The sequence below is a fragment of the Candidatus Propionivibrio aalborgensis genome, from assembly GCF_900089945.1.
Classification (GTDB): Bacteria; Pseudomonadota; Gammaproteobacteria; order Burkholderiales; family Rhodocyclaceae; genus Propionivibrio; species Propionivibrio aalborgensis.
The window spans coordinates 1-15,780 of the sequence record NZ_FLQY01000405.1; the positions used below are offsets into that span (position 1 = coordinate 1).

General features: G+C 60.8%; 18 protein-coding genes. 14 read left to right on the top strand and 4 right to left on the bottom strand.

All coding sequences use genetic code 11. From position 1 onward, the window contains the following. Positions 1 to 602: 602 nt before the first annotated feature. Positions 603 to 1,517 (bottom strand): MerR family transcriptional regulator, encoded by a 915-nt coding sequence (locus PROAA_RS18710; RefSeq protein WP_186412806.1) that lies wholly within the window; start codon positions 1,515 to 1,517, stop codon positions 603 to 605. Positions 1,518 to 1,624: 107 nt separating this feature from the next. Between PROAA_RS18710 and folE2 the strand changes: the two genes are divergently transcribed. The 9 genes from folE2 to PROAA_RS18755 are packed head-to-tail and all read left to right on the top strand — an operon-like array spanning position 1,625 to position 9,266. After that, positions 1,625 to 2,425, top strand: a complete 801-nt coding sequence (gene folE2 / locus PROAA_RS18715; protein WP_186412807.1) for a GTP cyclohydrolase FolE2 — start codon at positions 1,625 to 1,627, stop codon at positions 2,423 to 2,425. 24 nt (positions 2,426 to 2,449) lie between these two features. After that, a complete protein-coding gene (locus PROAA_RS18720) occupies positions 2,450 to 3,781 on the top strand; it encodes an NAD(P)/FAD-dependent oxidoreductase (RefSeq protein WP_186412808.1) in 1,332 nt (443 codons plus the stop codon). Between the two features lie 7 nt (positions 3,782 to 3,788). Then, positions 3,789 to 4,565 carry a DUF1365 domain-containing protein gene (locus PROAA_RS18725; protein ID WP_186412809.1) on the top strand — a complete coding sequence of 259 codons (777 nt, stop codon included), beginning with the start codon at positions 3,789 to 3,791 and terminating at the stop codon, positions 4,563 to 4,565. Continuing rightward, positions 4,562 to 5,761 (top strand): SAM-dependent methyltransferase, encoded by a 1,200-nt coding sequence (locus PROAA_RS18730; protein ID WP_186412810.1) that lies wholly within the window; start codon positions 4,562 to 4,564, stop codon positions 5,759 to 5,761. Before PROAA_RS18725 ends, PROAA_RS18730 begins: the two co-directional genes overlap by 4 nt. Next, positions 5,724 to 6,341 (top strand): chalcone isomerase family protein, encoded by a 618-nt coding sequence (locus PROAA_RS18735; RefSeq protein WP_245664360.1) that lies wholly within the window; start codon positions 5,724 to 5,726, stop codon positions 6,339 to 6,341. Before PROAA_RS18730 ends, PROAA_RS18735 begins: the two co-directional genes overlap by 38 nt. Positions 6,342 to 6,348: 7 nt before the next feature. After that, positions 6,349 to 7,572 carry an MFS transporter gene (locus PROAA_RS18740; RefSeq protein ID WP_186412811.1) on the top strand — a complete coding sequence of 408 codons (1,224 nt, stop codon included), beginning with the start codon at positions 6,349 to 6,351 and terminating at the stop codon, positions 7,570 to 7,572. Then, a complete protein-coding gene (locus PROAA_RS18745) occupies positions 7,569 to 8,090 on the top strand; it encodes a DUF3833 domain-containing protein (RefSeq protein ID WP_186412812.1) in 522 nt (173 codons plus the stop codon). The genes PROAA_RS18740 and PROAA_RS18745 overlap by 4 nt, the downstream gene beginning before the upstream one ends. Then, positions 8,087 to 8,842 carry an SDR family NAD(P)-dependent oxidoreductase gene (locus tag PROAA_RS18750; protein WP_186412813.1) on the top strand — a complete coding sequence of 252 codons (756 nt, stop codon included), beginning with the start codon at positions 8,087 to 8,089 and terminating at the stop codon, positions 8,840 to 8,842. Before PROAA_RS18745 ends, PROAA_RS18750 begins: the two co-directional genes overlap by 4 nt. A gap of 1 nt (position 8,843) precedes the next feature. Beyond that, positions 8,844 to 9,266 (top strand): nuclear transport factor 2 family protein, encoded by a 423-nt coding sequence (locus PROAA_RS18755; RefSeq protein WP_186412814.1) that lies wholly within the window; start codon positions 8,844 to 8,846, stop codon positions 9,264 to 9,266. Between the two features lie 30 nt (positions 9,267 to 9,296). Here the strand turns inward: PROAA_RS18755 and PROAA_RS18760 are convergent, their stop codons facing one another. Next, the gene (locus PROAA_RS18760; RefSeq protein ID WP_186412815.1) at positions 9,297 to 10,472 is read right to left on the bottom strand and encodes a M20 aminoacylase family protein; all 1,176 of its coding nucleotides are present in this window, start codon (positions 10,470 to 10,472) and stop codon (positions 9,297 to 9,299) included. Between the two features lie 82 nt (positions 10,473 to 10,554). Between PROAA_RS18760 and rapZ the strand changes: the two genes are divergently transcribed. Genes rapZ through PROAA_RS18785 form a run of 5 tightly spaced genes read left to right on the top strand, consistent with a single transcriptional unit; the run spans position 10,555 to position 13,578 of the window. Continuing rightward, positions 10,555 to 11,415 carry an RNase adapter RapZ gene (gene rapZ, locus PROAA_RS18765; RefSeq protein WP_186412816.1) on the top strand — a complete coding sequence of 287 codons (861 nt, stop codon included), beginning with the start codon at positions 10,555 to 10,557 and terminating at the stop codon, positions 11,413 to 11,415. Then, positions 11,415 to 11,789, top strand: a complete 375-nt coding sequence (locus PROAA_RS18770; protein WP_186412817.1) for a NusG domain II-containing protein — start codon at positions 11,415 to 11,417, stop codon at positions 11,787 to 11,789. Before rapZ ends, PROAA_RS18770 begins: the two co-directional genes overlap by 1 nt. After that, the gene (locus PROAA_RS18775; protein WP_186412818.1) at positions 11,770 to 12,309 is read left to right on the top strand and encodes a Gx transporter family protein; all 540 of its coding nucleotides are present in this window, start codon (positions 11,770 to 11,772) and stop codon (positions 12,307 to 12,309) included. The genes PROAA_RS18770 and PROAA_RS18775 overlap by 20 nt, the downstream gene beginning before the upstream one ends. Before the next feature lie 4 nt (positions 12,310 to 12,313). Next, on the top strand, positions 12,314 to 12,931 hold the full coding sequence (locus tag PROAA_RS18780; RefSeq protein WP_186412819.1) for a flavin prenyltransferase UbiX: 618 nt from the start codon (positions 12,314 to 12,316) through the stop codon (positions 12,929 to 12,931). Further along, complete coding sequence (locus PROAA_RS18785; protein ID WP_186412820.1) at positions 12,928 to 13,578, top strand: LON peptidase substrate-binding domain-containing protein; 651 nt, start codon at positions 12,928 to 12,930, stop codon at positions 13,576 to 13,578. Before PROAA_RS18780 ends, PROAA_RS18785 begins: the two co-directional genes overlap by 4 nt. A gap of 14 nt (positions 13,579 to 13,592) precedes the next feature. Here PROAA_RS18785 and PROAA_RS18790 read toward each other — a convergent pair whose 3' ends face one another. Together PROAA_RS18790 and mnmE are read right to left on the bottom strand one after the other, a co-directional pair. Beyond that, on the bottom strand, positions 13,593 to 14,360 hold the full coding sequence (locus tag PROAA_RS18790) for a sulfite exporter TauE/SafE family protein (RefSeq protein WP_222102372.1): 768 nt from the start codon (positions 14,358 to 14,360) through the stop codon (positions 13,593 to 13,595). Between the two features lie 3 nt (positions 14,361 to 14,363). Continuing rightward, positions 14,364 to 15,740, bottom strand: coding sequence for a tRNA uridine-5-carboxymethylaminomethyl(34) synthesis GTPase MnmE (gene mnmE, locus PROAA_RS18795; protein ID WP_186412821.1), 1,377 nt, complete (start codon positions 15,738 to 15,740; stop codon positions 14,364 to 14,366). Positions 15,741 to 15,780: the final 40 nt, after the last annotated feature.

Consider the following 15,780-nt stretch of genomic DNA (forward strand, 5'->3'; position numbering starts at 1 on the left):
CTGTTCCGAATAGCCGGCAACGCCGACAAAATAGAGATTGATCCGGTCCGGCTGACTCCGGTCGAGCGATGCCAGCGCGTGCTCAAGGATTCGCGGCTGGCTGTAAAACGCACGTTCTTCCAGCAGCGCGTTTTGCTGGGCGTGCTCGCGGGCCGCTGATTCCGCGTCGAAGGGCACAGCCCAGATTGTTCGGTATCCCCGCCAGGCCAAGCCACGCGGGGGCCAGATGTGCATAAAGCAGGTACGCGATCAAGCCGACGAGCCGGGAGAAAGACGCCTCGCCATCTTCAATCCTGAGTCGCAGAAAGGCGGCACCGCGCAAGCCCTGTGCGAGGATTCGGACTGGAAAAAGCGATCCAAGGAAATCGGTCATTTTGATTCTCAGGCAGGATTTCACGAATGCCGCCAATCGACCGCATTCGCAGGCACACGCTCTTTTCCGCGAAGTCCGTCGAATCGACTCGTCGTTTCGAAGTATTTTAATGGAATATTTCGTTCGGCGTTGTCGATTTCAGAAGGGCTGAACAACGATCTTGCCTTTTGCCTGCCTTGTTTCGATCAGACGACGCGTCTTGCGCAGATTGGCCGCGTTGCCACGACGATCAGTTGCGCGGCATGTTCTCAGCGCGCCAGTCGGCAAGAGCGCTGATTGTGCTGTCCAGGCCGGATAGAAGCCGGATCCCTGCAATCGGCGCCAGCCCGCAAACGCCGCGACCGCCGACCCATAGTTCGATTGTCATCGGCAGAATCTGACGCAACTGCTGCAGCAGGCCGGGAATCTGGCGCGACCGGAAGGCGATCGAGAACGACAGGGCGACGATGTTGGCCTGGTGGGCGACGGCGGCGTGGCCGATCTCGAGCAGGGGCATTTGCGTGCCGAGCGGAATGCATTCGGCCCCTTCGAGTACGAACAGGCCTTCGGCCATCAACAGGCCGAGCACGTGCTGTTCGTCAGGCACACTGGTCAGCAAGATGCGCGGGCTGCGAACGCCACCGGGCAGGGCGGCGATGGCCTGGCGCAACAGGCGCTTGGTCAGTTCGGTAAACAGGTGTTCCTCGAAAACCTCGAAGCTGCCGTCTTCCCAGGCTTCGCCAACGCGCCGGGTAAGCGGCGCCACAGTGTCCTGGACAAAACTCTGAAAACCTTGGCGTGCCAGTCGCTGCTGCATCGCCTGCTGGTAACCGGCGGCATCATGCTGCTTGATCAGAATCAACAACTGACCGAGATCTTCGCCGTCGATTTCGGCGCCCATCTGACGGCTGGCCGGTCGCCTCGGCGCCAGTTGTGCGAGTTCCTCGGGAGAGGCCGCCATCAGCTTCCCAGGCCGATGCCCTTGATCCATCAGGCGTTTTATAAGGCGCAGTCGTTCGACCTGGGTCTCCGGGTAGAGCCGTTCCCCGTTGCCGTCACGCTCGGGCTCCGGAAAGCCGTAGCGGCGCTCCCACATCCGCAGGACGTCCTTGGAGAGCCCGGTGTCACGCTCGACTGCCGCAATGTTGAAAGCAAGGGTTTTCATGTTTGTCCTGTACAAAAAGGCGTAAAAGGGTTGACAAGCCGGTCTTTGATGTCTATCTTACGAACAAACATCGCTTTTGTCTAGGACAAATACACAAGGAGTTGGACATGAATGCCCCCGAACACTTTTTTCTGGCCGACGTGCAGGCCCTAACCGATTCCCGCAGTCTTGCCATCCAGCAGGTCGGTGTCAGAGGACTGCGCTACCCGCTTCAGGTCGAAACCGCTGAGGGCGAGACGCTGGCCACGGTCGCCACACTGGGGATGACGGTCGGCCTGCCGCCCGAGGTCAAGGGCACGCATATGTCGCGCTTCGTCGAACTGCTCGAGGGGTGCAGCGGTGCCGTGACGCAGGGCGGCCTCTTTCACCTGCTTGATGACATGCTATGCCGACTCGACGCCCAAAGCGGCCGCATCGAGCTGGCTTTCCCCTATTTCATCAGGAAGACGGCACCGGTTTCGGGCGTCACCAGCCTTCTCGACTACGACGCGACGATGATCATTGAGCAACGTGAAGGCGGGCGTGCCAGCTTGACGCTACGTGTCGTCGCGCCGGTGACCAGCCTTTGCCCATGTTCGAAAGGCATTTCCGACTACGGCGCCCACAACCAGCGTTCGCACATCACGCTTGAAGCAAAGCTGCGCCGGCCGATGGCGATCGAGGAGCTGGTTCGCCTGGCCGAGGAAGAGGCGTCGTGCGAAGTCTTCGGCCTTCTCAAGCGGCCGGACGAGAAATGGGTTACCGAGCGCGCCTACGACAACCCGAAATTCGTCGAGGACCTGGTGCGCGACATCGCGTTGCGTCTTATGGAGGAGCCGCGCATCGCCGAATGGAAGGTCGCATCCGAGAATTTCGAGTCCATTCACAACCATTCGGCCTATGCCGAGCTGTTCGGTGTCAATCCGTAAACCGGCCAACGAGGGGAGATAACCATGCACAAACAACGAATCGCGGTCGTCGGCTCAGGCATTTCAGGTCTGGCCAGCGCCTGGCTGTTGAGCCGAGAGCATCAAGTGACGCTCTTCGAAGCCGGCGCCCGGCTCGGCGGCCATACCAACACTGTCGACGTCACGCTGGAAGGCAAGACGCATCCGGTGGATACCGGCTTCCTGGTCTTCAATGAAAGGACCTATCCCAACCTGATCGCGATGTTCGAGCATTTGGGCGTCGCCAGCGTCGAGACCGAGATGTCCTTTGCCGTAAGTCTCGAGAACCCGGACCTCGAATGGGCCGGCAGCGATTTGTTCACGGTATTCGGCCAGAAGCGCAACCTGCTGCGCCCGAGTTTCTGGTCCATGCTTTCCGATATCCTGCGTTTCAATCGCGAGAGTACGGCCTGGCTGGCGACGCATCCCGACAACGCGCGCAGCCTTCAGGATTTCCTCGATGAGGGTGGTTATTCGAGCGCTTTTGCCGACTGGTATCTGCTGCCGATGGCCGCCGCGATCTGGTCCTGCCCGACCGGCCAGATGCGCGAGATGCCCCTCGCCACCTTCATCCGCTTTTGCCGGAACCACGGTCTGCTGCAAATCTTTGACCGCCCGATGTGGCGCACGGTGAAGGGCGGCGGGCGCGAGTACGTGCAGAAGATTGCCGCCCGCCTTGACGATATCCGCCTGGCGTGCCCGGTGACGGCAGTGACCCGTCAAGCGGAAGGGCTGCAGGTCGTCCATGCCCGCGGCACCGAACAATTCGACCAGGTCGTGCTGGCCTGCCACAGCGACCAATCGCTGGGCATTCTGGGCACGACGGCGACCGACGCGCAGCGCGAGGTGCTCTCCGCGATCCGTTACCAGCCGAACCGTGCCGTTCTTCATACCGATCCGGCCCTGCTGCCCCGCGACAGGAAGCTGTGGTCGGCATGGAATTACTTTTCTGGGCCTGCGGACAAATCCGGCGCACCGGGCGTCGATGCCAATGAGCAGCCGGTCGGCGTTTCCTATCTGATCAACACGCTGCAACCTTTGCCCTTCAAGACGCCGGTGGTGGTGACGCTGAATCCGCCACGCGAGCCCGACCCGGCCAAGGTCATCGCCTCATTCGAGTATGCCCACCCGATTTTCGACGGCCCGGCCATCGCTGCCCAGCACAAGCTTGCGCAGATTCAAGGCAAGAACGGCATCTGGCTGGCCGGCGCCTGGGGCAGCTACGGCTTCCACGAGGACGGCCTGAAGTCGGCGCTGCGCGTGGTCAACGGCCTCGGGGTTCAGGCACCCTGGCAAGTCAGCGTCGCCGAAAAACAGCGCGCAACGGAAAGCGCCTGAGGTGGCCATGAACGACCGTCCGCAATTGTTCCTCGGCCATGTCATGCACCGGCGCCTGCGGCCGGTGGTCAATGCGTTCGTCTATCCGGTGTTCTTCGTCCGGCTGCCGGTGCGTGATCTGGCATCGGCAAACTGCGGCATTTTCGGCGTCGACCGCGCCAACATCCTGAGCTTCCGGCAAGGCGATCATGGCGCTCGCGACGGCAGCCCATTGTTGCCGTGGATCGAGGCGATGCTCAAGGATCGTGGGCTATCTGCCGATGGCGAAATAGTCCTGCAGACCTTCCCGCGTGTTTTTGGGATCGTCTTCAATCCGGTGAGCTTCTGGTATTGCCATGAGCGTGGCGGGGCGCTGATCGCCATCCTGGCCGAGGTCAACAACACTTTCGGCGGCACCCACAGCTACCTGCTGCACGGCAAGGGCAAGCCACTGGTCGACGGCGAAGAATTGATCGCCGAAAAGGTTTTCCATGTTTCGCCGTTCAACGAAATCGAAGGCGGCTATCGCTTCCGCTTCCATCTCCGGCGCAGCGTGCCTTTGGCGCGAATCGACTACGACGATGCTGACGGCGAACTGCTGCTTACCTCGATATCAGGTAAGGCGCGGGGCTGGGGGACGGCAGCCCTGGCCGGCGCCCTGTTGCGCATGCCGTTGCTGACCGCCGGCGTGATTGTCCGCATCCACTGGCAAGCCCTGAAGCTTTGGCTGAAAGGGGTGCCGTTTCGCGGCGTCCGCGTTCCTCCTGCACCTATCTCTCCACCTCTCCGGGAATCAACAAAATGAACACTTTGAACACCTCGATGATCTTCCGCGGCAGTGAAAGTCTGGCCCGCGACACCCGTCTGGTCTGTGGTCTGCTCGAAAAACTGCAGGGCGGTCTGCTCGAAATGCGCCTGCCCGACGGTTCCAGCGCCCTGTTCGGCGATGGTGAGCATGGGGTGGTGATGCACGTCCGCGATGAATCCGTGTTCAGCATGGTGCTTGCCCGCGGCGACATCGGCCTGGCCGAGTCCTACCTCGATGGTCACTGGGATTCGCCCGACATCACCGGACTGCTGACCCTGCTGGCGCGCAACCGTGACGTGCTAAAGCGGGCCGTGTACGGTTCGTGGCACGAGCTGCTGGCGGCACGTGTGCGCCACTGGCTCAATCGCAACAGCCGAATCGGGAGCAAGCGCAACATCATGGCCCACTACGATCTGGGCAATGATTTCTACCGGCTGTGGCTGGATCCGAGCATGAGCTACTCGGCCGCGATCTACCGCGCGGGCGACGATGGATCCCTGGAAGCCGCCCAGCATGCCAAGTACAGGCGCATTCTCAGTCGCCTGAAGGCCCGGCCCGGCCAGCATGTGCTGGAAATTGGCTGCGGCTGGGGCGGCTTCGCCGAAATGGCGGTAGCCGCCGGCCTGCAGGTGACCGGGATAACGCTGTCACCGGCCCAGCTCGCCTGGGCACAGAAGCTAGTGCCGGCGGCCGATCTGCGCCTGCAGGATTATCGCGACAACCACCAGACCTACGATCACGTCGTTTCCATTGAAATGTTCGAGGCGGTTGGCGAGCGCTTCTGGCCGGGCTATTTCAAGTCTGTGGCCAGAGCGCTGAAGCCAGGCGGCAAGGCGGTCATCCAGAGCATTACCATTCGCGACGACCTGTTCGCCAGTTACCGCAAGGGGACCGACTTCATCCAGCAGCACGTTTTCCCCGGCGGCATGCTGCCATCGCGCCAGGCTTTTCGCGCCGCCGCCGCCCGCCAAGGCCTGGTCGTCCACGGCGAGTACGCCTTCGGGATCGACTACGCCCGGACGCTGGCCGAGTGGCGCCATGCTTTCGAGCTCAAGTGGCCGCAAATTGCCGCACTCGGTTTTGACGAGCGCTTTCGCCGCCTGTGGCGCATGTACCTGTGCTATTGCGAGGCCGGCTTTCTGGCCGGGAATATCGATGTCGTCCAGTTCGAGCTTTCGCACCGTCATGGCTGAGCGGCCAATTCAGTTGGACAGTATCCAGCGTCAACCGGGAACATTGGTCCGAAAAGGCCCTTCGTCCGGTCTTCGCCGGCGCCTGCTGCTGGCGCTGATAGCCGCGCCGCTGTCGGCGTTTGCTGTTGGCGAAACAGCTGGGCAGCGGGGCGAGCTCAGGCGTTGGGGCAGTGGCGAATTTCGCCGCTTCGGCTTTCTCGTTTATGAAGCGACGCTCTGGGCGGCCGACGACCCCGTTCGCCCGCCTCTGGCCCTGAAACTCACCTATCGCCGCAATATCGACGGTGAGCTTATCGCCGAGGCCAGCATCAAGGAAATCCGCAAGCTGGGGATGGCCGACAAGGCGACGCTGAATCGCTGGGGCGAGCTGATGACGGGGTTGTTTCCCGATGTCAAGCCCGGTGACAGTATCGTCGGGCACTACCTGCCGGAGGGTGCCCGCTTTACCTTCAACGAGCAACCGCTTGGCAGCATCGACGATCCCGCCTTCGCGCGCGCCTTTTTCGCCATCTGGCTTGATCCGAATACGAGCGAACCGGATTTGCGTGCCGCGCTACTGACGCGGCCAACCGCGGGTTGAGAACGCGATGACCGGCAATCCTGTTTTCGCCTACGGCCTGCTTGGCCTGCCGCTGGCCTTTGCGGCTCTGCCGATCTATGTGCATGTGCCGCGCTACTACGCTGAAGCTGCGGATCTGCCGCTGGCGATGCTCGGCGCGATCCTGCTCGGCACCCGATTGCTCGATGCCGGCATCGACCCCTGGCTGGGCTGGCTGGCCGACCGCGTCTCGCGGCGGCGGATGCTGGCACTGTCCCTGCTGCCCTTCGCCCTTGGCTTCGTCGCGCTGCTCAATCCGCCGGTCGAGCACGCCGGTGTGTGGCTGCTCGCTTCCTTGACGCTGACCTATCTCGGATTTTCCGCTGCCACCGTCGCCTACCAGGCCTGGGGCGCGGATATTGGCACCAATTCCATTCTGCGCACCCGGCTAACCGCTGCCCGTGAGGGTTTCGGTCTGCTCGGCGTGGTCCTCGCCGCAGCGCTCCCGACGGTGCTGGCCACCGATCTGGACCGGGGCATCGAGCGCCTGAGCTGGATTCTGCCACCGCTTGTGCTGATCGCCGCCGCCACCACCTTCTCTCGTGTCGCCGCTGGCCCAGTCGTGGCAGCCACCCGGGTCCCGCTGCTGCCCAGCCTGCGCAGGGTGTTCGCCGACATCGCTTTCCGCCGTCTGCTGCTGGTTTTCGTCGCCAACGGCATCGCCGCCGCCCTGCCGGCAACATTGTTCCTGTTCTTTGTCGCCGATGTCCTGCAATTGGAGAAGGTCAGTGGGTTGCTGCTGGCGCTGTATTTCGTTGCCGGCGCGGCGTCACTGCCGCTGTGGGTGCGCCTTTCGGCCCGCTATGGACGGGTGCTGGCCTGGCTGGGCGCCATAGGCCTGTCGATCATTTCTTTTGCCGGCGCCAGCCAGCTTGGCAGCGGTGACCTGTGGCCTTTCGCGGCAATCTGCATCGCCTCCGGGCTGGCGCTGGGCGCTGATCTGGCCCTTCCGGTGGCCATCGCCGCCGACCTCGGCGAACGCCAGGGGCAGGCCGGCGCCTATTTCGGCGTCTGGAACCTGGTCGCCAAACTCAACCTGGCCCTGGCGGCCGGGCTTTCATTGCCGCTACTCGGGCTGCTCGGCTACGTACCGGGCAGCGGCAACGGCCTGACGGCACTGACTCTGGCCTATGCCTTGTTGCCGCTGGCTTTCAAGGCGCTCGCCGGATGCCTGTTGTGGCGTTGGCGTCATACTCTGGAGATCGAATCATGAAACTCATGCTTGCTGCTGCATTCTCACTCGGCCTGGCCGGCTGTGCCGCCACCGGTGTCGAGCACTATCGCGCCGAACAGCCGGTTCTCAATCTGAAGACCTACCTGAACGGCACGCTCGACGGCTGGGGCATGTTCCAGGGACGTTCCGGTGAAGTCAAGAAGCGCTTTCACGTGGTTATCGACGCCAAATGGGATGGCGATACCGGCGTTCTCGACGAGAATTTCAAATGGTCTGACGGAACCACATCGCGCCGCGTCTGGACCCTGACCCGACAGCGGGATGGAAGTTTTCGCGGCACCGCCGACGACGTGGTTGGGGAGGCGATTGGCGAAGTCGCCGGCAATGCCTTGCGCTGGCGATACGTGCTGGCACTGCCGGTTGACGGCAAGATATACAACGTCGATTTCGACGACTGGATGTTCCTGATGGACGACAAGGTGATGATGAACCGCTCCTGGATGTCGAAATGGGGCTTCAACCTCGGTGAAGTCACGCTGACTTTTGTCAAAAGATGAACCCGAAGATCACCGACTGGAACGACAAGCGCGTCTGGCTGGTTGGTGCCTCGACCGGTATCGGCGCCGCAGTCGCGCGCGAACTGGCCGGTCGCGGAGCCAAGTTGGCCTTGTCGTCCCGCAAGGCCGACAAGCTCGCGGCACTGGGTATCGCCAATGCCCTGCTGCTGCCCTGCGATGCGACCGACCCGACCAGTCTGGCTACGGCCCGCAGGAACCTGCTTGAAGCCTGGGGCGCTGTCGATCTTGTCGTCTATCTGGCCGGCGACTACGTGCCGATGCGCGCCGATCAATTCGACCTGGCCATTGCCGAGCGCGTTGTCGCGGTCAATTTCACCGGTGCCATGCGCCTGGCTGCGGCTATCCTGCCCGACCTCCGGCCGGGCGGCGGCATCGCCTTCGTCGCCAGCGTCGCTGGCTATCGCGGCCTGCCCAAGGCGTTGTGCTACGGGCCGGGCAAAGCGGCACTGATACACTTTGCCGAGGTACTGCATCTGGACCTGGCGCCGAAAGGCATCGGCGTCTGGGTGATCAACCCAGGTTTCGTCGCAACACCGCTCACAGCGCAGAATGATTTCAGTATGCCGGCGCTGCTGACTCCGGAACAGGCGGCAAAGGCCATGGTCGACGGCTTTGGATCGGCCAATTTCGAGATTCACTTTCCCAAACGCTTTACCCGCATCATGAAGCTGCTGGCGCATTTGCCTTACCGCTGGTATTTCCCCCTGATCCGTCGCCTTACCGAAGGCTGAGATGAACCTCGACCCACTGATCCGCTTTTACGACGAATTCACTCCGGAGAGCGTCGCCCGCTTCGGCGAGTTCTACAGCGCCGACGCCTACTTCAAAGACCCATTCAACGAAGTTCGCGGCATTGACGCCATCCAGCGCATTTTTGGTCACATGTTCAGCCAGGTAACCGAACCGCGTTTCGTCGTTACCGAAAAGGTCGTGGACGACAATGGCGCCCTGCTGGTCTGGGAGTTCTGTTTCCGGATGAAATTGTGGGGCAAAGGTGAGTCCCACGTGATGCATGGCGCTTCACACCTGAAGTTCGATGCCGAGGGCAAGGTCTGTTATCACCGGGATTACTGGGATACCGCCGAAGAGCTCTACATGAAGCTGCCGATAATGGGTAGCGTCCTGCGCTGTTTCAGAAAAGCTCTGTCAGCGTGATTTTCCAGCGGCAAGATGCTGCCTGCTAATCTAGGCTTCGCGCTTCAGCGCGGTTTCCACCAGCCTTACCCAATAGCTGATGCCGTACGGAATGAGTTCGTTGTTGAAATCGTAGTGCGGGTTGTGCAGGGTACAACCCCCCACACCGGGGCCATTGCCCAACCAGACGTAGCAACCGGGTTTCTCCTGCAGCATGTAGGCGAAGTCCTCCGCGCCCATTGAGGGCAATTCATTCTTGCGCACCTTGTCCGTACCGAGCAGCGCTTCAGCCACCCGGCAGCAGAGCGCGGCTTCTGGAACGGTGTTCACCGTCGGCGGATAGCGGTGGTCGAATACGGCCTTGATCTGTGCGCCGAAAGCACTGGCGATGCCGCTGCACAGCCGTTCGATTGCCTTCTCGACCAGCTCCTGAACTTCGGGCTTGAAGCTGCGGATCGTGCCGCGCAGAACCGCATCGTCCGGGATGATGTTCAGCGCTTCTCCACCGTGAATCTGCGTCACGCTAACGACCGCCGATTCGCAGGGGTGCAGGTTGCGAGCCACGACAGTCTGCAAAGCGAGCACTAACTGACTGGCAACGACCAGTGTATCAACGCCCTGATTCGGCATCGCCGCATGGCAACCGTGACCGCTGACTGAAATCTCGAACGCGCTGGTGCCGGCCATCACCGCTCCGGGCATCACGGCCATTTCGCCAACCGGAATGCCCGGCCAGTTGTGCAGACCGAAGACGGCATCCATCGGAAACATCTTGAACAATCCGTCTTCGATCATCACCGCCGCGCCGCCTTCCGATTCTTCGGCCGGCTGGAATATGAAATAGACGGTGCCATCAAAATCCAGGCTGTCCCGGTTTTCAGCCAGGTAACGCGCCGCGCCAAGCAGCATGGTGGTGTGCCCGTCATGCCCGCAGGCGTGCATCAGACCTTCATGCCGGGAACGATGCGAGAAGGAATTCTTTTCAAGCAAGGGCAGGGCATCGAGGTCGGCACGCAGACCGATGGCGCGCGTCGAACTGCCCTTGCGCAAAACGCCGACGACCCCGGTTTTGGCCAGCCCGCGATGTACCTCAAGACCGTAGGCGGTGAGTTCGCGCGCAACCAGTTCTGCGGTGCGCGCTTCGTTGAAGGCCAGCTCGGGATGCGCGTGAATATCGTGACGGATGGCGGCGAGATCGGCCAGAAAGCTGATGTCCAGAAGGTTCATGGCTGCTGATCCGGAAATAGGGAAGACCGTTCACGTTAGCCCCGCTTGCCCGTGTAAGCAAGGTTCCGCTATGCTGACGTTCATGCAACTCATTATCATCAGCGGCCTCTCGGGTTCCGGCAAGTCAATCGCTCTCAACATGCTTGAGGATGCGGATTACTATTGCGTCGATAACATGCCTTCGCAATTGTTGCAGCAGCTTGTGGACCAGCTTGCCCAGCAGGGCTACGACAAGGTCGCTGTCGCCATCGACATTCGCGGTGGCAAGAGTATTGCGATGCTGCCACAGCAGCTTGCTTCGCTTCGCGCCAACGAGCTGGATTTGCAGTTTCTTTTCCTCGACGCCAAAACCGAAACCCTGCTCAAACGCTATTCCGAGACGCGCCGTCGACATCCGTTGGCCGACGAACAGCGCACCGTGACCGAAGCCATTGCCGAAGAGCGGGATCGTCTTGAAGGTCTGTCGGAATTGGGCCATCACATCGATACGAGCGATCTGAAACCAAGCGCACTGCGTGAATGGGTTCGTCAGTTCATCTCCACCGAAACGCGACGGGGCTTGACGCTGATCTTTGAATCCTTTGGTTTCAAACACGGCGTTCCGCTCGACGCTGAACTGGTCTTTGACGTTCGCTGCCTGCCGAACCCGCACTACGAGCAGGCCCTGCGTCCGCTCACCGGTCGCGATACCCCGGTGATTACCTTTCTTGAGGCCGAACCCGATGTGTTGAACATGCGCGACGACATCGCGCGCTTCATCGACACCTGGCTGCCTTGCTACATTCGTGACAATCGCAATTACCTGACTGTGGGCATCGGCTGTACGGGCGGCCAGCATCGTTCCGTTTACTTTGCCGAGTGCCTTGGGCGCAAGTTCCGCGATCAGGCGCGCGTCCTGGTCCGTCACCGCGAACTGCCTTCGATTCCGACCGGCAACCCCTGATGCATTGGATGGCGCTGTTCAAGCCGGGTGACTGGCTGGTGATTTCGTTCGGGGTTATTGTCTGCGCTGTTTCCTGGCCGCTGGCATGGCAAAGCGGTGCTGCCGACAAAGCCGTCGTCAAACGTGGTGGCGAAGTCTTCGCCGAGCTTGATCTGTCACGCAATCGCAGTATCGAGGTTCCGGGTCCGTTGGGCATTACGAAAATCTCTGTCGACAAGCGCCGCGTGCGCGTTGTCTCCGACCCGGGGCCCCGTCAATATTGTGTACGCCAGGGCTGGCTGGCGCGTCCTGGTGAAATCGCCATCTGCGCGCCGAATCAGGTCAGCGTACAGGTGCAAGGTGGCAAGGAAGCGTATGACTCGCTCAGTTATTAGGCTGGTCACTTCGCTGGAAGACCACCGCATCGCGCAGCTTGCGGCGGCGGCGATTGGTCTGGCGCTGATCGATGCGGCGATTCCTTTGCCCCTGCCCGGTGTAAAGCCGGGACTGGCCAACATCGTGACACTGATCGTACTGGCACGTTTCGGTTGGGCAACAGCCGCCTGGGTCAGCGGATTGCGAGTTTTCGCGGGGAGTCTGCTGTTGGGGCAATTCATGTCTCCGGGGTTCTTCATGAGCCTGACAGGGTCTTTGTTCAGCCTGATCGTACTGGCTTTTGCTGTTCGCCTGCCGGGGCGTTGGTTCGGGCCGGTCAGCTGGAGCGTTCTTGCCGCCTTCGCACATATCGGGGGGCAACTGCTTCTCGCCCGGCTGTGGCTGATTCCGCATAATGGTTTGTTCTATCTGGTGCCGCTTTTTTCCGCGGCCTCGCTGGCTTTCGGTATCATCAACGGACTGATAGCCGCACGCCTGCTAGAAGAACTTCCGGACACCCAACCCGACGCCCCGAGGTGAAGTAATGCCCAAGACAATCTGCCTTGCCCTTACCGGAGCTTCCGGCATGCCTTACGGCATCCGGCTGCTTGAATGTCTGCTCGAAGCGGGTTGCCACGTACAACTGCTCTATTCGCAAGTCGCCCAAGTCGTCGCCAATCAGGAAATGGCAATTGAACTGCCGTCACGAGCTACGGATGCACAGACCTATTTTCGCGAGCGCTATGCCGCACACCCCGGCAAGCTGGAGGTTTATGGCCGTGAGGAGTGGTTTGCGCCTGTCGCCAGCGGATCGAACCGACCGGACGCCATGGTCATCTGCCCATGCACCATGGGCACGCTGGCGTCGATTGCTCAGGGGCTGGCCAAGCAGCTGATCGAACGTGCTGCGGATGTGGTGCTCAAGGAAGGGCGCAAACTGATACTGGTGCCTCGCGAAACACCTTTCTCGATAATTCATCTGGAAAACATGCTGCGTCTCGCGCGCGCCGGCGCCGTCATCCTGCCTCCCAACCCTGGTTTTTACCACCATCCGCAGGGCGTTGAAGATCTGGTCGATTTCGTTGTCGCCCGAATTCTCGATCAGCTCTCCGTTCCCCATGATCTGATACAGCGCTGGGGAAAGACCGGAAACGAAACATGAGCTGGTTGAATCTCTTCCGCAGGACTGTACCGGAGGGAACATCCAAGCCCACCGGATCGCAACAGCTCGACATTCCGCTGTTCCCTCTCCGTGCCGTCCTGTTTCCCGGCGGCGTTTTGTCGATCAAGGTTTTTGAGCAGCGTTATCTGGATATGGCCGCCGTCTGCATGCGGGAGAAAGTGCCCTTTGGCGTGTGTCTGATCGCTAGCGGCACGGAGGTTGGCAAGCCGGCAATACCGCACAGCATTGGTACACTGGCTCATGTCACGAGCGGCGATATGCCGCAGTTGGGCATATTGATGCTGGAGGTGTCTGGCGGCCAGCGTTTCCGCATCATTTCCCAGACGGCTCAGCCTGACGGTTTGCTGCGCGCCCAGGTCACGTTACTTGACGAACCGGCGCGTCGGGAGGTTCCGCAGGCACAGCAGGGGCTGCTGCCCCTGCTGCAGAAAATCGCTACCGATCTCGGACCTGAAAAAATGCCGCCTCCGCATGCTTTCGATGACGCGGCGTGGGTCGGTTACAGGCTAAGCGAAGCTGTTCCAGTGCAGGCGCTCGCCAAGCAAAAGCTGTTGGAACTTGAAGACCCGGTATCCCGGCTCGAAATTCTCCACACCTACCTTGCGCAACGCAATCTGGTTGCATAGGGGCCGAAACAGGATCAGAAGGTATCCCACGCGAATTTGAGTATAAGCGCACTGACGACCGCCAGAAATACCAGCCTGACGAATCCGCTTCCGCGCCGAAGGGCAAGCTGCGAGCCGATCACTGAACCGAGTACATTGAGAACCGCCATGCACAGCGCAGCCAGGGGAAGGTAAAAACCGTTTGGAACAAAGAAACTGATCGCGGCGAGGTTGGTCGCGACGTTGACCACCTTCGATGCGGCCGAGGCATGCAGGAAATCAAAACCGAAGAAGCGGATGAAAAGAACGATCAGGAAACTCCCCGCCCCGGGTCCGAAAAACCCATCGTAAAAGCCGATCGCTCCACCGACAATCAGCGCGTAGGCCAGTTCGCGGCGACCGGCGTGTTGTGGTCGGTGAATGGAGCCGAAATCCTTGCGCCAGAAGATATAGGCTGCTGAAACGACCAGCAACGCAAGGATCATCGGGCGCAGCAAATCCCGCGGCAGCCAGGCTACCGCCATCGCCCCCAGAAAGGAAAATCCGAAGGCGGCAACGGCGGCCGGCAGCGTGGTTCGCCAGGGCATTCTTACCCTGCAGGAATAGTGCCAGGCGGCGTTCGCAGTACCGAAAACACTGGCAATTTTGTTCGTGCCGAAGAGGGTGGCCGGGAGCTCCTTCGGCAACGCCGTGAACAGTGCGGGAATCTGAATCAGCCCTCCACCGCCAACGATAGAATCGATAAACCCGGCAAACAAAGCGGCACACGAGAGTACGGCAAGCACGGAATAATCGATACTCACGATCTACTTTCCGATACAAAACCGGCCAAATATTTCACCCAGCAGATCGTCGGCGCCAAACTTGCCGGTTATCGAAGCAAGTGCCGCCTGAGCCAGCCGCAATTCCTCGGCAAAGAGTTCGAGTTCTGGCAACCGGGCCAACGCAGTTTCGATGTGCTTCCGGGTGTCTGCCAGTGCGCGCAAATGGCGTTCGCGGGCAATGAACACATCCTCCGCCGGATGCCAACCGGCAATCTTCAGCAACTGCTGGCGCAGCAGTTCAATCCCTTCTCCGTACTTGGCAGAAAGCGATATGGCCAAGCCGCCGGCCTCATCATGGCATTCAGCCTGATGTCCGGCCAGGTCGATCTTGTTGAAAACGGTGATGCGCCGAAGATGCGCAGGAAGCTGGTCAAGAATGACTCTTTCGGCAGTTCCGATACCGCTGCGGGCGTCTGCCAGCAACACCACCACATCCGCGCGCTCGATCTCGCGCCATGTCCGTTCCATGCCGATTTTTTCGATTTCGTCTTCGGTGGCGTGCAGGCCGGCAGTATCAATGATATGCAGTGGAATGCCTTCGATTTGCAGCGTGCTGCGCACGACATCGCGCGTGGTGCCTGCCACCGATGTAACAATCGCCAGATCGTCACCGGCAAGACGATTGAGAAGGCTGGACTTTCCGACATTGGGCTGGCCGGCGAGCACGACATGCAGGCCACTTTGCAGGAGCCGACCCTGGTGAGCGCGGTCGAAAACCCTGGCCAGACTCTGCTGCAAGCGCTCAAGGCGGCCATAGGCGTCAGCCGCTTCGAGAAAATCGACTTCTTCTTCGGGAAAATCAAGCGTTGCCTCAACCAATGCTCGCAGTTCGATCAATTGCTCAAGCAGCACATTGACCTCGTTCGAGAATTCGCCCTGCAGCGAACGAACAGCACTGCGCGCGGCCGTTGTAGTGGCCGCATCGATGAGATCGATTACCGCTTCGGCCTGAGCCAGGTCGAGCTTTCCGTTGTGATAGGCACGGCGGGTAAATTCGCCTGGCTCGGCCAATCGAGCACCTAGATCAAGGCACCGGGCGAGCAGCATCTGCATTACGACGGCACCGCCATGTCCCTGCAACTCGAGGACATCTTCGCCGGTAAAGGAGTACGGGGCGGGGAAGTAGATAAGTAGTCCGCTGTCGATTGAGCTGCCGTCGGCCGCACGAAAATCAACCAGAGTTGCCGTGCGAGCCCGCAACTGTTTACCGCTCAGCGTCCAGGCAAAGTCCAGGAGGCCGCCGCCGGAAATGCGGATAACGCCGATGCCGCCACGGCCGGTAGCCGTAGCGATAGCTGCGATGGTCTCCGGGTACGGGCCGGAATCAGGCCTTGGCGTCGTTGGCGGCTTTTCCGCCACGTTCGATCATCCGGGTGATCTGCCATTGCTGGGCAATTGA